At 52.6% G+C, this 15,482-nt stretch carries 16 protein-coding genes; 7 read left to right on the top strand and 9 right to left on the bottom strand.

All coding sequences use genetic code 11. From position 1 onward, the window contains the following. Positions 1 to 19: 19 nt before the first annotated feature. The 7 genes from PH7735_RS16270 (at position 20) to PH7735_RS16240 (ending at position 8,643) form a co-directional block, all read left to right on the top strand. Positions 20 to 1,132, top strand: coding sequence for a polysaccharide biosynthesis/export family protein (locus PH7735_RS16270; protein ID WP_058312477.1), 1,113 nt, complete (start codon positions 20 to 22; stop codon positions 1,130 to 1,132). Between the two features lie 167 nt (positions 1,133 to 1,299). Continuing rightward, positions 1,300 to 2,193: a UTP--glucose-1-phosphate uridylyltransferase GalU gene (gene galU, locus PH7735_RS16265; protein WP_058312476.1), complete on the top strand. Its 894-nt coding sequence runs from the start codon at positions 1,300 to 1,302 to the stop codon at positions 2,191 to 2,193. 21 nt (positions 2,194 to 2,214) lie between these two features. Beyond that, a complete protein-coding gene (galE, locus tag PH7735_RS16260) occupies positions 2,215 to 3,201 on the top strand; it encodes a UDP-glucose 4-epimerase GalE (RefSeq protein WP_058312475.1) in 987 nt (328 codons plus the stop codon). A 370-nt stretch (positions 3,202 to 3,571) separates the two neighbouring features. Then, a complete protein-coding gene (locus PH7735_RS16255) occupies positions 3,572 to 4,438 on the top strand; it encodes a glycosyltransferase family 4 protein (RefSeq protein ID WP_158503259.1) in 867 nt (288 codons plus the stop codon). A gap of 54 nt (positions 4,439 to 4,492) precedes the next feature. Continuing rightward, positions 4,493 to 5,503: a glycosyltransferase family 2 protein gene (locus PH7735_RS16250; protein ID WP_058312473.1), complete on the top strand. Its 1,011-nt coding sequence runs from the start codon at positions 4,493 to 4,495 to the stop codon at positions 5,501 to 5,503. Continuing rightward, positions 5,500 to 7,197: a DUF5927 domain-containing protein gene (locus tag PH7735_RS16245; RefSeq protein WP_058312472.1), complete on the top strand. Its 1,698-nt coding sequence runs from the start codon at positions 5,500 to 5,502 to the stop codon at positions 7,195 to 7,197. The genes PH7735_RS16250 and PH7735_RS16245 overlap by 4 nt, the downstream gene beginning before the upstream one ends. 6 nt (positions 7,198 to 7,203) lie before the next feature. Beyond that, positions 7,204 to 8,643 carry a sulfotransferase family 2 domain-containing protein gene (locus tag PH7735_RS16240; protein ID WP_058312471.1) on the top strand — a complete coding sequence of 480 codons (1,440 nt, stop codon included), beginning with the start codon at positions 7,204 to 7,206 and terminating at the stop codon, positions 8,641 to 8,643. On the opposite strand, the gene PH7735_RS16235 is transcribed toward PH7735_RS16240, so the two are convergent. The 9 genes from PH7735_RS16235 to PH7735_RS16195 all read right to left on the bottom strand — a co-directional run bounded on the left by PH7735_RS16235 (position 8,644) and on the right by PH7735_RS16195 (position 15,211). Then, positions 8,644 to 9,108 (bottom strand): PTS sugar transporter subunit IIA, encoded by a 465-nt coding sequence (locus tag PH7735_RS16235; protein ID WP_058312470.1) that lies wholly within the window; start codon positions 9,106 to 9,108, stop codon positions 8,644 to 8,646. A gap of 43 nt (positions 9,109 to 9,151) precedes the next feature. Then, entirely contained in the window at positions 9,152 to 9,721 is a 570-nt protein-coding gene (hpf, locus tag PH7735_RS16230) for a ribosome hibernation-promoting factor, HPF/YfiA family (RefSeq protein WP_058312469.1), read from the bottom strand. A 249-nt stretch (positions 9,722 to 9,970) separates the two neighbouring features. Next, a complete protein-coding gene (lptB, locus tag PH7735_RS16225; protein WP_058312468.1) occupies positions 9,971 to 10,729 on the bottom strand; it encodes an LPS export ABC transporter ATP-binding protein in 759 nt (252 codons plus the stop codon). Then, positions 10,729 to 11,127, bottom strand: coding sequence for a lipopolysaccharide transport periplasmic protein LptA (lptA, locus tag PH7735_RS16220; protein WP_082645295.1), 399 nt, complete (start codon positions 11,125 to 11,127; stop codon positions 10,729 to 10,731). Before lptA ends, lptB begins: the two co-directional genes overlap by 1 nt. Before the next feature lie 101 nt (positions 11,128 to 11,228). Then, positions 11,229 to 11,822 carry an LPS export ABC transporter periplasmic protein LptC gene (gene lptC / locus PH7735_RS16215; protein ID WP_158503257.1) on the bottom strand — a complete coding sequence of 198 codons (594 nt, stop codon included), beginning with the start codon at positions 11,820 to 11,822 and terminating at the stop codon, positions 11,229 to 11,231. A 16-nt stretch (positions 11,823 to 11,838) separates the two neighbouring features. Continuing rightward, positions 11,839 to 12,807 carry a KpsF/GutQ family sugar-phosphate isomerase gene (locus PH7735_RS16210; protein ID WP_058312465.1) on the bottom strand — a complete coding sequence of 323 codons (969 nt, stop codon included), beginning with the start codon at positions 12,805 to 12,807 and terminating at the stop codon, positions 11,839 to 11,841. After that, the gene (locus PH7735_RS16205; RefSeq protein WP_058312464.1) at positions 12,807 to 13,418 is read right to left on the bottom strand and encodes a ribonuclease D; all 612 of its coding nucleotides are present in this window, start codon (positions 13,416 to 13,418) and stop codon (positions 12,807 to 12,809) included. Before PH7735_RS16205 ends, PH7735_RS16210 begins: the two co-directional genes overlap by 1 nt. A 72-nt stretch (positions 13,419 to 13,490) precedes the next feature. After that, the gene (locus PH7735_RS16200; protein ID WP_058312463.1) at positions 13,491 to 14,168 is read right to left on the bottom strand and encodes an ABC transporter ATP-binding protein; all 678 of its coding nucleotides are present in this window, start codon (positions 14,166 to 14,168) and stop codon (positions 13,491 to 13,493) included. Next, the gene (locus PH7735_RS16195; RefSeq protein ID WP_233488335.1) at positions 14,165 to 15,211 is read right to left on the bottom strand and encodes a KpsE/RkpR family capsule polysaccharide export protein; all 1,047 of its coding nucleotides are present in this window, start codon (positions 15,209 to 15,211) and stop codon (positions 14,165 to 14,167) included. The genes PH7735_RS16200 and PH7735_RS16195 overlap by 4 nt, the downstream gene beginning before the upstream one ends. Between the last annotated feature and the right edge of the window lie 271 nt (positions 15,212 to 15,482).

Here is a 15,482-nt window from a genome sequence, read left to right as displayed (position 1 = left end):
TATTAGCGAGCAGGCTACCATGTATTCAAGATTGCTGTTGACGGGCTTGGTTTGTGCACTTGGTCTATTGTCGGCCTGCGCGTTGCCGCGTGGTGCCCCCACCAAAGGTGAAGTTATTGGCTCTGACGAGCAGGAATACGAAGATCGCAATATCAACGTCGTTGAAGTTACCCGATCCAACATCTCGCAGATTGGCGATTGGCCAGTAACCGGCTGGCATGGGCATTATCATTGGCTGGCTGCTCAACGTGGTCCCCAATCGAATGTCATTCGCCCCGGCGACAACCTTAATCTGTTGATCTGGGACAACTCGGATAACTCACTGTTGACCGGCGTCGAGCAGCGAAATGTGGAAATGCCTCTGATCGAGGTGTCCGCCTCTGGAACGATCTTTGTGCCTTATGTCGAAGATGTGCGTGTTGCTGGCCTAACCGTTCAGGAAGCGCGCAGGCTTTTGCAGGACCGCCTGTCGAACATTGCACCATCAATTCAGGTTCAAGTCGCCTTGGAAGAGGGCGTGGCAAACTCGGTAGATGCTGTGGCTGGCGTTGCAACCCCGGGTTCCTATCCGCTTCCAAACCGGAACTATACGATTCGAACCTTGATTGCTCAGGCCGGCGGCATTGATAGCGATCTCGAAAATCCGATCGTGCGCCTCAGTCGTGGAAACAGCAGCTATGAAATCCCGGCTGACGAACTGTTCCGAAGTGCATCGAAAAACATCATCCTGCGCGGTGGTGACCAAGTCATCGTTGAAGAAGACTCTCGTTTCTTTACTCTTCTGGGGTCGGCGGAAACTGAAAAAATTGTCTATTTCCCCAAAGAAACGGTCAGTGGCCTAGAAGCCGTATCAATCGCGGGCGGTTTGCAGGACACACGTGCAAACCCTCAAGGGCTTTTGGTTTTGCGTGAATATCCGGACTCGGCCGTTCGTGCTGACGGATCTGGCCCATCCAAAAAATACGTGGTTTTTGTAATGAACCTTACGAGTGCAGATGGGCTTTTTGCGGCGAAAAATTTCGCAATTCATCCGGAAGACACCGTGATGGCAACAGAATCTGCTCTGAAACCAGCGCAAGCAGTGATAGCATTCCTGGGAACTGCGTTTGCGATCACCAACGTGTTTAACTGATCGGTAGGTAGAAATTGGTGCGGAATTTTTGGAACTGTGTTCGCAAAAATTTCGCATTTGTTTGGGCCTCTGTGACAGCTCGAGAGATTGAAGTTTCGGTCTTTGAGCGGTACGGTCGCAGCGGATTCGAATACAAGTCATTAGACGAGAAATAAGGTAGGTTAAAAATGCGTAAGAAGGTCACAAAAGCAATCTTTCCAGTTGCTGGTATGGGGACCCGCTTTCTTCCCGCGACGAAGTCAGTGCCAAAAGAGATCATGACGCTGGTGGACCGGCCGCTGGTTCAATATGCAATTGATGAAGCTCGCGAAGCTGGCATCAAAGAATTTATCTTTGTGACCTCACGCGGAAAAAGCGCGCTGGAAGATTACTTCGACCATGCGCCACAACTCGAGCAGGTGCTTCGCAAGAAGAACAAAACCGAGCTGCTGGAAACTCTTAAGAACACGAACATGGACAGCGGTGCGATTGCCTATATCCGCCAACACCGTGCGTTGGGACTTGGACACGCTGTTTGGTGCGCGCACCGCTTGATCGCAAATGAACCCTTTGCCGTTATTCTGCCGGATGACGTGATCGCGGGTGAAGAGCCTTGCCTCAAGCAGATGGTTGAAGCCTATGAAGAAACAGGCGGAAGCATGGTTGCGGCAATGGAAGTGCCGAAAGAAAAAACCTCTTCTTATGGTGTTCTGGACGTCAAAGAAGATATGGGATCTCTCGTTTCAGTAAATGGAATGGTCGAGAAACCCGACATGGACGAGGCGCCTTCGAACCTTGCTGTCATCGGTCGCTATATTCTTTCGCCCAACGTTCTGCGCACTTTGAACAAGCAAAAATCGGGTGCCGGTGGTGAAATCCAGCTGACCGATGCGATTGCAAAAGAAATCGAGCTTGGCCATGACGTATACGGATACCGGTTCCGTGGACAGCGTTTCGACTGTGGGTCCAAAGCGGGCTTCTTGCAGGCGACAGTTGCATTTGCCCTTGCACGTGACGATCTTCGTGACGAATTGAGCGGTTTCCTTCAAGAAGCATTGGCAGCAGATAAAGCTGCTCAATAAAACGTCTACGTTGAGGTAAAGATGTCAGATTGTGTGCTGGTCACTGGTGGGGCCGGATATATTGGATCGCATGCGTGCAAAGCACTCAAGCAGGCGGGTTTTGAGCCTGTAACATTTGATAACATCAGTACCGGTTGGGAAGACGCCGTCAAATTCGGACCCTTTGAAAAGGGCGATCTGATGGATCGCGAACACCTCGACAAGGTGTTCGCAAAGTACAAACCAATTGCTGTTATGCATTTCGCCGCCCTAAGTCAGGTCGGCGAAAGCATGCAGGTACCTGGAAAATACTGGCGTGAAAACGTTGGTGGCGCGCTTAATCTGATTGAGGCCGCCAACGACGCAGGTTGTAAAAACTTCGTCTTTTCCTCTACCTGTGCGACTTATGGTGATCAGGACAATGTGGTGCTGGATGAAAACAGCGCACAGCTTCCGATCAATGCATACGGGGCCTCAAAGCGCGCAATCGAAGACATGCTGCGCGACTTTCAGGCGTCGCATGGGTTGCGGCACGTGATTTTCCGCTACTTCAACGTTGCTGGTGCCGACCCCGACGCCGAAGTGGGTGAATTCCACCAGCCAGAGACCCATCTCATTCCTTTGATGCTTGACGCAATTGAAGGGCGCCGCCCCGCACTGACCGTCTTTGGCACCGATTACGATACGCCGGATGGCACATGTATCCGCGACTATGTTCACGTGTGTGATCTGGTTGATGCGCATGTGCTTGGGTTGAACTGGTTGCTTGGAGACAAGGAAAGCCGGGTGTTCAACCTTGGGACAGGCAGCGGTTTTTCCGTGCGCGAGGTTGTCGATTATTCGCGGTCGGTGACCAATCGTGAAGTCCCTATTGTCGAGGGGGACCGCCGTCCCGGAGATTGCACCCGACTTGTTTCTGGATCGACACGGGCCGAAAAAGAACTAGGCTGGACGCCAACGCGCTCAAACCTGAGCACGATGATTGCGGACGCCTGGAGGTGGCACCAGACTGGGCACTACGACAAATAACAAAGGGTCCACGCGTCTTTTTGAAATGACGCGTGTGATGTCATTGTACTCCGGCCAGCCGTCTGGTGTGGATCGGGTATGCATGGCTTATCTTCGTGCTTTGGATGCAGCCCCAGAGCCTTGTTTTGGTCTCGTGCGTACAAAGCTGGGCTATGTGCTGCTTGATCCTGTGGGCGTGCACGAGATGCTTCTTCGCCTAGAAGGTGCAACGCCTTGGGGTCCTCCGGACCGGCTCTCGCGGGTCCTCCACAAACCTGACAGCCATAAATATGTGACAGAGGCCGAATTGCGTCGCGTGTGTCTGGCGCGATGCCGACCTTTGAGATTGACGCGTATGCTGCGACGGCACCTGCCGGACGGCGTTGTGTACGTGAACGTTGATCATGCGAACGCCACTGAACGTGTCCTGAGCTCTGTTAAGTCCATAGCGGACGCACGTATCACGTTGTTTTTACATGATACCATCCCGCTTGATTATCCAGAATATCAAACGCCCGAATCCGTCAGGAAGTTTGGCAAGTTGCTAGATCGAACGAGGCGTTATGCCGATACGGTGCTCTGCAATTCAGATGTCTCAAAACGTGACATTTCCCGTCACATGAGCCCTAAGGGAAACGTCCCGCCGATCCATGTGGCGCACCTTGGGGTAGAAGTGAACTTTTTCCCAAATGGCAACAATTCGACCCTTCCTAAAGGTGTTGAGCGTCCTTTCTTTGTCGTTCTCGGAACCATTGAACCACGCAAAAACATTGGATTTCTCCTGGCTCTTTGGAACGAATTGGTGGATGAGCAACCGATTGCAGAAGTGCCTCATCTTGTCATTTGCGGAAGACGCGGATGGATGAGTGAGCAGGTGTTTTCCGAGCTTGATAACAGCCCCTTGAGGGGGCGCTGTCTGCATGAGTTCAACGACCTCGAAGATGAAGAGATTGCCGGGCTTCTACAAAGCGCAGCAGGCTTTCTGTTCCCCTCCCATGCAGAGGGGTTTGGCCTTCCTCCGGTTGAAGCGGCCGCGATGGGCACTCCTGTGCTTTGCAACGATCTTCCGGTGCTTCGTGAGGTGTTGGGTGAATTCCCCGTTTACGCAAGCGTTACAGACAGTTATGCATGGAAAAAGAACATACTTGATCTGGCTAACCGGGACAGCAAACGGGCAACCCATGAAGTTTCCGATAGGGAGTTTTTGCGGCCTCCTACTTGGGAAGAACATTTCAACGTCGTGTTAAAGCTGACGTGATAGCTCTCGCAAGGTTTTGGTATATAGTGAGAAACAGTTTCGCATGAGGGCATATTGGGCTTCTGGACATCATATCGTCTGAGGATACAGCGACGCAGATGGCTGGTACGCGCGCTTCGCAAGCGTCGCGAATTGCGTGCCGTTTCTGATCGAAGCAACAAGATTAAGTCTGATGATCTTTTGTTGTTTTCGACCCTTCGTAACGAACATGTGCGGCTTCCATATTTCCTGAATTATTATCGGGAACAGGGGATTAACCATTTCCTGATCGTGGACAATGACAGCAATGATGGCTCGCTCGAATACTTGGCCGAACAACCGGATGTGTCGGTTTGGCATTCCAAGCACAGTTACAAGAAGTCTCGGTTCGGGGTTGATTGGTTGAACTGGCTTCAATTCCGGTATGGCCACGACCACTGGTGTCTTGTCGTCGATCCGGATGAGTTTTTGATTTATCCGTTTTGCGATACCCGACCTTTGCGGGCATTGACGGACTGGCTGGATGCGTCCTCGATCAAATCGTTCAGTGCGATGTTGCTCGATATGTACCCCAAAGGGCGGCTGGACGAACAACCCTATCGCGCCGGTCAAAACCCGATGGAAATTGCCAGCTGGTTTGATGCTGGCAATTACACGATGGAAAAGAATGCGAAATTCGGAAACCTGTGGATACAGGGCGGGCCGCGATCCCGTGTCTTTTTTCCGCATGAACCCGAAAAGGCGCCTGCGCTCAACAAAATACCTCTGGTTAAATGGAATCGCCGGTACGCCTACGTCAGTTCAACCCATATGGTTTTGCCGCGCGGCCTGAATCAGGTTTATGACGAATGGGGTGGTGAAAAGGCGTCTGGTATTCTGCTTCACGCCAAGTTTCTGGATACATTTTCGATAAAGGCCGCTGAGGAACTCCAGCGCAAACAGCACTATGCCGCGAGCATCGAATACCTTGCCTACGCGCAATCTCTGAGTGAGAATCCAGAGCTTTGGTGTAAGTGGTCCGAAAAATACATCAACTGGCGACAGCTTGAGATTTTGGGGCTGATGTCGAAAGGGAACTGGGCATGACCGTCGGGATCGTCATGCTGGTGCATACTGCATTGGACCGGGCGGAACAGGTGGCCCGCCATTGGACAATGGCAGGGTGCCCCGTGGTGATCCATGTTGATGCCGCTGTTTCCGCCAAAAGATATTCGAAATTCGTCAAATCCCTCAAAGACAATGCTCTTGTCGAGTTCTGCACGCGTCACAAATGTGAATGGGGTGCTTGGGGGCTTGTTGCAGCGGCACAGTCTGGGTCTGAGCAGATTCTCGCGAACTTTCCTGCGGTGCGTCATGTCTATTTGTCGTCTGGGTCATGTTTGCCTCTGCGTCCGGTTCAGGAACTGATCGACTATCTCGAGGCGCGGCCCCGCACTGACTTTATTGAATCTGCGACGACGTCCGAGGTTCCCTGGACAGTGGGTGGCCTAAGCGAGGAACGCTTTACACTGCGGTTCCCGTTCTCATGGAAAAGAAATCGCTATCTCTTTGACCGCTATGTCGAACTTCAGAGGTTGGTACGCTTCAAGCGGAAAATCCCGAAGGGGTTGGTGCCGCATATGGGGTCACAGTGGTGGTGTTTGACGCGCCAAACACTGTCAGCAATTCTGGAAGACCCGGACCGTCCTGATTTTGATGCCTATTTCAAAAAGGTGTGGATTCCGGATGAAAGCTATTTTCAGACGTTGGCGCGTTTGTATTCGACCAAGATTGAAAGCCGGTCTTTGACCCTTTCAAAGTTCGACTTCCAAGGCAAACCGCACATTTTTTACAACGATCACCTACAACTGTTGCGCCGGTCAGATTGCTTTGTTGCGCGTAAAATCTGGCCCCGTGCGGGCAAGCTTTATAATGCTTTTCTGAAAAGCCCCGAAGGCGCGATCAAGATGGCAGAGCCGAACCCTGCCAAGATCGACCGCATTTTTGCCAAAGCGGTCGAGCGCCGCACGCGTGGCCGTCCCGGGTTGTTCATGCAAAGCCGTTTTCCAAATGACGGCTGGGAAAATGGCATGACCTGTGGCCGCTATTCCGTGTTTCAGGGGTTTTCCGATCTCTTTGAAGATTTTGAACCGTGGTTGGCCAAGGCGTCGGGAACGCAGGTGCATGGTCACCTGTTTGCGCCCCATCGCGCCGAATTTTCCGGCGGGCAACGTGTGATCAATGGTGCCCTGTCGGACAGTCCCGAAATTCGCGATTATAACCCAATTGCGTTCCTCGCCAGTATGATCTGGAACACACGTGGCGAGCGTCAATGCTTTCAACTGGGCCCCAATGACGAGGCCGCGCCGATCTGGTTTCTTGCGAAAGACCCAAATGCACAGATTTCCGTGATCAGCGGTGCCTGGGCGGTACCTTTGTTCAAATCGAACCAAAACTTCGCGGACCTCAGACGTGAAGCCGCGCGTTTGCAAAACCTTGAGAGTGAACAACTCAAAGTGCTTCGTTCACCGTATTGCAAAGCAAGGGTGCGCATCTGGACAATGGCCGAGTTTATCGAGGCCCCCATGGAGCCGCTTCAAAGCATTATTGACGAAATGGGCCACCTTGCCCTTCGGCGGCTGTCAGAAGCGCCCCGTATGAACGACCTGACCGGTTTCGGTCAGTTCCTGCAAAACCTCAAAAACCAGGGCATGCACCCATATCTGATGGGAGACTTTGCCGTCGATCATGCTGGTGTCAATAATCCGGACAAACCCCGCAAACCTTATTTGGTGCAATAAAGATCTATGGCAAATTCCTTTGACTACTTCATTGTCCTTGCAGAAATGCGCACGGGATCGAATTTCCTAGAGGCCAATCTGAATACATTCCCCGGTCTGATTTGCCACGGAGAAGCGTTCAACCCGCACTTTGTGGGATACCCCAACAAGTCGCATATCTTGGGCGTGGATCTGGAGCAACGGACGCAGGACCCACTGGAATTGATCAAAGCTATCAAAGCGCAACAAGGTGTCTTGGGGGGGTTCCGGTTTTTCCACGATCACGATTCTCGGGTTCTTTCGATCGCTCTCGAAGATCCAAGATGTGCCAAAATCGTTCTCACACGCAATCCGATCGACAGCTATGTGTCTCTCAAGATTGCGCGCGCCACAGGGCAATGGAAACTGACGGATGTCCGCCGGCGCCGCGACAGCAAAGTACATTTCGACAGGGACGAATTCAAAACACATCTGGAAGAGCTTCAGGACTTTCAGGTGTCGCTGATGAATACGTTGCAGGTGACAGGCCAAACCGCCTTTTACATCGCTTATGAAGACCTTCAGGACGTGAATGTCATGAACGGGATGGCACGTTTTCTGGGACAAAGTGATCTGCTGGAGCAGCTGGATTCCTCGTTAAAAAGGCAAAACCCCAGCCGGGTCTCTGAAAAGGTTTCTAACTTTTCCGATATTTCTCAGGCGTTGGCCGAACTGGATCGCTTCAACCTAAGCCGAACGCCGAATTTTGAGCCTCGCCGTGGTCCCACGGTGCCAAGCTATGCCGCACCACCGCAAACTCCGTTGATGTATCTTCCCGTTCGTTCTGGACCCGAACAGCAGGTCTTGGAATGGCTTGCTGCTTTGGATGGTGTCGAAACTGACGCTCTTATCCGTAAGCTTAATCAAAAGGGGCTGCGGCAATGGTTGCGCGCCAAAAGCGGACATCGTTGTTTTACGGTTGTGAGGCATCCCGTTGCACGCGCGCACGCCGCGTTTTGCCGTCACATATTGTCGGTTGAAAAAGGCGGGATGAAGCAAATTCGCAATACTCTGCGAAAGGTTTACAAGATTCCCCTGCCGCCTCAGGGGCCGGACAAAAATTATGACCTTGCGTCACATCGCGAAGCGTTTGCAGCCTTCCTCAAGTTTCTGAAGATGAATCTGTCTGGTCAAACCAGTGTTCGAATCGATGCACATTGGGCGAGCCAGTCCGCCGTGGTCCGCGGATTCGGTGAAATGCTGGTGCCTGATTTTGTGCTGCGGGAAGAAGACATGGCTGCCTATCTGCCAGCGTTGGCGATGCAGGTCGGCGTCGAAAACCCGCCAGAGATTACAGATGCAGAGCCGGACACGCCCTATGCCTTGTCCGAGATCTATGACGACGAAATAGAAGCGCTTGCAGAAGAAGCCTACCAGCGCGACTATTTGTTGTTTGGTTTTGGAAAGTGGTCCGAGTCCCGCTTTTGATCAAGCGGCCTGAACGTTTTTGTTTTCGGTAAGAATCGAGAACAAAGTCGATGGATCAGGGTTCGCGCGCAGCTTTGTGCAGACGCTGCTTTCCCGCAGGGTTCTTGAGACCAATGCCAGCGCCTTAAGATGTTCGACACCTGCGTCCTCAGGGGCAAACAGCGCAAAAGCGATGTCGACGGGTTGGCGATCTACGGCGCTGAAATCAACGGGTTTTTCGAGCAGAATGAATGCACCGATCACGCTGTCCAAGCCGGGCATGCGCGCATGTGGCAACGCAACACCGTGGCCAACGCCTGTTGGGCCCAGATTTTCACGCTCGAGAAGGGCTTCGACAACGCGTGCCGAATCCAGCCCGTAAGCGGATTCTGTCAGCTCACCAATGGCGTGCAGCAGTCTCTTTTTGCTCGAGGCGGCCGAAACAACTTTGACCGCCTCTGGCTTCAGGATCGTAAAAAGGTCCATGTGCCTGTATCTCCGGACAGGGACCGATTAAGTCGCTGTCTTTTTATCCTTGCGGGTCAATCCAGCCTATATTGCCGTCATCACGGCGATAGACCACATTTAATCCGTCTTTTCCCTCGTTCCGAAAGACCAAAACCGGCACACCTGCCAATTCCATTTGCATTACTGCCTCGCCGACGCTCAGTGATGGAATCTTGGTCTCCATCTCGGCGATAATCATGGGCTGAAGCGTTTCTGGTTCTGCTTCGCTGGTCTCCCCTTCTGACGCGAGGATATACGAGGACGCGCCAAAGAGTTCAACCGGTTCCGATCTATCGCGATGGTGATCCTTTAGACGGCGCTTGTAACGGCGTAATTGCTTTTCCATCTTTTCGTTGCAACCGTCGAAAGCCGAGTAGATTTCGGTGGCGTGAGCCTTGGCCTGTGCAGTCAGTCCTGTTGACAGGTGAACGGTTGCCTCACAGACGTATTCATGTGCGCTTTTGGAGAATACAATATTGGCATCGGTCGGGCGCTCTGCGTATTTGCTCACAACCGTACTCAACTCATCTTTCACGTGAGTCTGCAGGGCATCACCAATATCAATCTGTTTTCCGGTAATTTGGTAGCGCATTCTGTCTCCTTTGCGATGACATATCGAAACACGGTCCGGGCGCGTGTACCGCGCCGGATGGACTTAGCTTCGAATGCTGGAATTGGACATTTCCGAACCTTGACCGAGACCGGGCCTTTTAGCAAAGGCCGCACGAGTCTGCAGTGCGAGTTCCAAAAATGTCATACTGGTATTTGAGAACAGCAAGCGAGGGGTGTCAATGATCCGGAAGAAAATTTTGCCCTCGAAATGTGCAAAAAATTATTCGACTCAGGAAATTTTGAAGTTGTCCCCAAGGTAAACACGCCGAACATTTTCGTTTTCAACCACATCTTCGGGAGACCCCGACATGAGGACTTTTCCGTCATGAAGGATGTAGGCGCGGTCAACGATTTCCAGGGTTTCGCGGACATTGTGGTCGGTGATCAAAACACCGATTCCGCGTTTCTTGAGGTCAGCAACCAAGTGTCTGATTTCGCCGACAGAAATGGGATCAACACCGGCAAAAGGTTCATCCAGAAGAAGGTATTTTGGATCTGCAGCAAGGCAGCGAGCGATCTCGACCCGACGACGTTCCCCACCTGACAAAGCCAGTGCTGGGGCGCGTCTGAGGTGTTCGATCGAGAACTCTGACAAAAGCTCCTCAAGGCGCTCACGACGTTTGTGACGGTCCTTTTGAGAGATATCGAGAATGGCTGTGATGTTTTCTTCGACGCTCAGACCGCGGAAAATCGACATCTCTTGCGGAAGATAACCGATTCCCAGTTTGGCGCGTCGATACATCGGCAGCGTGGTGACATCGCGGCCATCAATCGTCACGCGCCCGCCTTCAGGCACAACAAGGCCTGCGACCGAGTAAAACGTGGTTGTCTTGCCACTGCCGTTTGGTCCCAACAGCGCGACAACTTCGCCACGCTGAAGCTCCATGCTGAAATCCCGGATCACAACACGCTTTCGATAGCTTTTGCGAAGGTTTTCTACCTTCAGCCCCGAATGGCCTTCAGTGACGGTGAGTTCCGGTTGGGCCATCAGTTGTCTCCAGACCGCATGATGGTCTTTACTCGACCGTGCATTTTGGCCGCGCCGCTTTCCAGATCAACGGTCATTCGGTCGGATGCCAATGTGTTCACACCTTGGCTCAGCAAAACATTGCCGGTCATTTCAATGGTGCCGTCTTCGACGTTGTATTCCGCCTGATCTGCCTCTGCTTCGTCTTCGGCTTTGATCAGAAGAACACCGCCCGTTGCCAACAGGCGGGCTATGCCTTGGGAATCGGGGTTGTAAAATACGTTCACCACCGGCGCAGAGAGGCGCATGTCGCCCTGCACGATAAGAACATTGCCATCAAAGATGGCGCTCCCGTCCTTTTGGTTGAGAGAGAGGCTGTCGGATGTGACTTCGACAGGCAGTGTGGTGTCTTGTTGCATTCCACCGAAGGCAACCTGAAAATTTTGCGCAAACGCGGCAATAGGCGCGCACAGCAACAAAGAGGCAACTATAACTTTGAACGGCAAGGCAGCTTTCCCGTTTATTTTTCTGGAGTGTATATCAGCTTCACACCGTTTGTGAAAAACAAATAGACTTCATCATCTTCTTTGCCATTTTTGATTTGCATCCGTCCAGCCGTGAAATCACCTGCGGGGCCGGTTCCCGTTACGGTTTCCGGGCTTTCGATCTGCAATTCCCGCATGTTCGAAATCAAGGTTTCTGAATTGATGGTGTAGCCGTTCGAGCTGACGATCTTAACGTTTCCATCAAGTGTGGCATTGTGTGACTGGTTGTGAATAAGGGCCCGATCCGACGCAAGGCTCAGACGTGAGCCGTCGGCAAGATCGATTTGCGCCGTCATGGTTTTGGCTTCGGATTGACCGGCGTCGTTTTCGTCTGGATGCGCGGTCTCTGCTGTAAATGCCACAAGATGGCCCTGACTGGTTTTGCCAGAGAAGAAAGGCGCTGTCACTTGCTGCCCTTTCAATCTCTTTTCCAGCTCAATGTCGGCAAAAGGAATGGTTGATTCGCCTTCACCAACCTTTTGCTGCACCAGAAAAAGAGTGGACAGTAGGGCAAGCGCCAGAAGCGACAGCACCACTTTGAGTGTGTTTACAAAGTGGGAATATGTCATGCGGCCGCCCGCCGGATCATCCCAACCCCACGCGCAAACAATCATGAATGTGCAACAACCCTTTGGGGATCGCGGGACCCTCAGCGTCAATAACAAACAGACAGGTAATCTTGCGGCTGTTCATGACAGCAACTGCTTCTTCTGCAAGGGACTCTGGCGTGATTGTCGTCGGGCTTTTGGTCATCACTTCTTCTGCAGACAGGTCAAGCAGACCTTCCATATGGCGACGCAAGTCACCATCGGTGATGATGCCCTGCAGCGTGCCGTCCACATCCGTGACGCCGACAACACCAAACCCTTTGCGGCTGATTTCCAGCAAAACATCGGACATTGGCGTGTCAAAAGGAACAACGGGCAGTGCGTCGCCTTTGTGCATCAGATCCTGAACGCGGCTCAATTGCGCCCCAAGTTTTCCGCCCGGGTGGAATTCGCGAAAATGTTCAGGGGTGAATTTCCGGTGCTCCATCAGTGCAACCGCGAGAGCATCGCCCAGTGCGAGCGTCATCGTTGTCGAGCTGGTTGGAACAACGCCCGTTCCACATGCTTCATCGACACGCGGCAGGATAAGCCCGACATCGGATTGTTTGATCAAGGTTGATTCAGGACGGCTCGCGATACCAATCATCGGAATGTTAAAGCGCCGTGTATAGGCGATGACGTCGGCAAGTTCTGGTGTTTCGCCCGAGTTGGACAAAACAAGTGCGACATCGCCTTGGGCCATCATGCCAAGATCGCCATGACTTGCTTCGGCGGGGTGCACAAAGTGGGCGGGCGTTCCTGTGCTGGCCAGGGTGGCTGCGATCTTGCGCGCGATATGGCCCGACTTTCCCATGCCCGAGATGATCACGCGCCCTGTCGCCGAGAGCATAATCTCGATTGCGGCGTTGAACTCTTCTCCAAGGCTCGATTCAAGCTGGTCCAAGGCGCGGGCCTCGGTTGCAATGACACGGCGTGCTGTGTCCAAAAATTGTGCAGAGTCAGTCATTAGTGCGCAAAAATATCCTGTTCGGGCCAACCCGCGAGATCAAGGCGGGCTCGCATGGGAAGAAACTCGAAGCAGGCATTTGCCATTTCAGTTCGACCTTCTCGGTCTAGCCTCTTGTCCAGTTCTTCTTTCAGTCGATGCAAATACAATACATCTGAAGCGGCATAATCAAGCTGCGCTTTGGTCAGCTTTTCAGCGCCCCAATCGCTCATTTGCTGCTGTTTCGAGATGTCGACGCCCAACAGCTCTTGAACAAGATTCTTGAGCCCGTGGCGATCCGTGTACGTTCTGATCAGCTTTGAGGCGATCTTGGTACAGTAAACCGGAGCGGTCACCGCGCCAAAAGTATTATACATTGCGGCAATGTCGAAACGTCCAAAATGAAACAACTTAAGCACATTAGGATCTTGGAGCATCTTGCAAAGGTTTGGGGCTTCAGACTGGCCTTTGGCGACTTGAACCAGATGCGCATTGCCGTCGCCGCCAGACATCTGGATAACACAAAGGCGGTCGCGATGCGGGTTCAGACCCATCGTCTCGCAATCAATCGCCACAACAGATCCGAGGTTCAGATCTTCGGGAATATCGCCTTGATAAAGGTAGTTTACCATCTGAGCCTCAGGATTACAGATGTTGTGCATGTACGGCTTACGTCAGCACGTTTCAATGTTTCATCGCCGATATTAGCTTAACCAAGGAGGAAGGTTGCCTTTCATCAGGTGATCGTGGTGCTCAAGCGCCTTTTTGATTCTTGCGTAATAAAACATCCGCCCGTTGTCCAAAACCACACCCGACGTACACAGTTCCTCGAGCAATTTGGGTGAGTGGGAGACAACGACCGCCCCGCTTGTTTTCAAGCGATCCCGCAAAATGGCGGAACTCTTTGCCTGAAAAGAGGCGTCCCCCACGGCGGTAACTTCGTCAATCAGATAGGTGTCGAATGGAATGGCCATGGACATGGCAAATGCCAGGCGCGACTTCATCCCCGAAGAATAGGTTCGAACCGGAAGATGGAAATGGCCCCCGATTTGCGCGAATTGTTGGCAAAAGACGATCATCTCGGTGGTGTCGACGCCGTAAATCCGCGCAACGAATTTTACGTTTTGGGCGCCGGTCAGGTCTCCATGAAAGCTGCCGGCAAACCCAACCGGCCACGAAACGCTGCCGGTTGTGATGATTTGTCCGGATGTAGGCGGGATGGTGCCCGCAATCAGCTTGAGCATGGTTGATTTGCCCGCGCCATTTCGCCCGATCAGCCCAACACTTTCGCCAGAAGCGAAAGTGAAACTGACATCTCGGGCAACATGTTTAACAACTCCGTTTATTCGGTAGGTCTTGTTCAGGTTCCGCAACTCGATCATCGGCGATCCCGTACGCTGTAGAAGATCAGAACGGCGATGGACCATCCGAGCAGCAAGAACACCCCGACAATAAATGCCAGTACTTCGCGCTGAGGGTATCTGGGGCTTTCGGCCAGTGTGGGCTGTGTGAATGTCGCCAGATATCTGCTCTTGCGCGCGGCCTCTGCGATGGAGGCATCAAACGCGGCATGCGCCCCGAGATAGGTTTTTTGAGCATACTCAAGATCAACCATCAAACGCTCGAATTCGCCGATCAATGTCGAATAATCCCGTTCATCGGTGCGGGCACTACCTCCCAAGCCGAATTTGCCGCGCTCATCTGCGATCAGGCCCTGGATGACTTCGATACGGCGCTCTGCCTGGGTAATACGCGGGTCACCTTCGCGCGTCGTATCGAGCAGCAGATTCATTTCGATCTGTGCCTCGGCAAGCTGGCTTTCCAATGAGTTCAAAAGACCCATTTGCCCCTGAATGTCGGCGGAAGGATCAACAATCTGGGTATCTGAACGGAATTTTGTGAGGATCTCCCGAGAGGATTTTAGTCGCTCAACCGCCTTTTCGAGGTCATCACGGGCATAGCGCGTCGCATCTGCGCGCGCGATGGCCGACAAGCGGTTGATCATATCCGAGGACTCGGCAACGATGTGTTGCGCAATAAGCTGTGCTTCGTCAGCACGGAACGCATGAACCCGCAGAAGGATCAGGTTGGTATTCGTATCGAGTTCGATCCGCACCATCCGTGGCCAATAAGCCACGAGATCTTCGATCGTTCCGGATGTATCGTATGCAAAAATAGGGTCGTTCTCAGGTCGCGAAAAGATCGTTTCCAGATCAATGGATTGGTTGATGCGATCCACCAGATCCTGACTTTGGATAAACTGGTACAAGATATCCGTGTCTGACGAGCTTGATCCTGACAGGCTCGACAATCCGCCCAAAAGGTCGGTCGCAGAGGAAGCTTCTTCCGATTTGATCGCGAAGCCGACAAAGGATGCATATTGATCTTCAGCAATGACAAAGAGGTAATAGATGGTCGCAGCCAAAGGTGCGATCACAAATAGCAAAAAGCTTGTGAGAACCCCCCAATGCCGCTTTTTCGGGCTCGCGGGCTTCGCAGGACCCGGTGCTTTAGGTCTTGGTTGCTGAGGCTTCGCGTTGGGCGGGTTTGGCCCAGCATTCGGTTTGTTGGGGTTGGCGGGCTGTTGAGCAGCCTTGGCGGCGGGTTGATTGGCAGGCCGGTTTGCGGGCTGCTCTTGCGGTAGCTTAGAAATGTTATGCTCCTCGCTCATGCATCAGAGATTTTGACATCGTCAT

Origin of the sequence: Shimia thalassica, assembly GCF_001458215.1 — a bacterium.
Lineage (GTDB): Bacteria > Pseudomonadota > Alphaproteobacteria > Rhodobacterales > Rhodobacteraceae > Shimia > Shimia thalassica.
Note: the sequence above shows the minus strand (reverse complement) of the source record. Positions and strands in the feature narration are given on the sequence as shown.

Bases quoted from the DNA above. Each gene is read 5' to 3' on its own strand.
- PH7735_RS16270 (WP_058312477.1), top strand. From the start codon at position 20: ATGTATTCAAGATTGCTGTTGACGGGCTTGGTTTGTGCACTTGGTCTA.
- galU (WP_058312476.1), top strand. From the start codon at position 1,300: ATGCGTAAGAAGGTCACAAAAGCAATCTTTCCAGTTGCTGGTATGGGG.
- galE (WP_058312475.1), top strand. From the start codon at position 2,215: ATGTCAGATTGTGTGCTGGTCACTGGTGGGGCCGGATATATTGGATCG.
- PH7735_RS16245 (WP_058312472.1), top strand. From the start codon at position 5,500: ATGACCGTCGGGATCGTCATGCTGGTGCATACTGCATTGGACCGGGCG.
- PH7735_RS16240 (WP_058312471.1), top strand. From the start codon at position 7,204: ATGGCAAATTCCTTTGACTACTTCATTGTCCTTGCAGAAATGCGCACG.
- PH7735_RS16235 (WP_058312470.1), bottom strand. From the start codon at position 9,108: ATGGACCTTTTTACGATCCTGAAGCCAGAGGCGGTCAAAGTTGTTTCG.
- hpf (WP_058312469.1), bottom strand. From the start codon at position 9,721: ATGCGCTACCAAATTACCGGAAAACAGATTGATATTGGTGATGCCCTG.
- lptB (WP_058312468.1), bottom strand. From the start codon at position 10,729: ATGGCCCAACCGGAACTCACCGTCACTGAAGGCCATTCGGGGCTGAAG.
- lptA (WP_082645295.1), bottom strand. From the start codon at position 11,127: ATGCAACAAGACACCACACTGCCTGTCGAAGTCACATCCGACAGCCTC.
- lptC (WP_158503257.1), bottom strand. From the start codon at position 11,822: ATGACATATTCCCACTTTGTAAACACACTCAAAGTGGTGCTGTCGCTT.
- PH7735_RS16210 (WP_058312465.1), bottom strand. From the start codon at position 12,807: ATGACTGACTCTGCACAATTTTTGGACACAGCACGCCGTGTCATTGCA.
- PH7735_RS16205 (WP_058312464.1), bottom strand. From the start codon at position 13,418: ATGGTAAACTACCTTTATCAAGGCGATATTCCCGAAGATCTGAACCTC.
- PH7735_RS16200 (WP_058312463.1), bottom strand. From the start codon at position 14,168: ATGATCGAGTTGCGGAACCTGAACAAGACCTACCGAATAAACGGAGTT.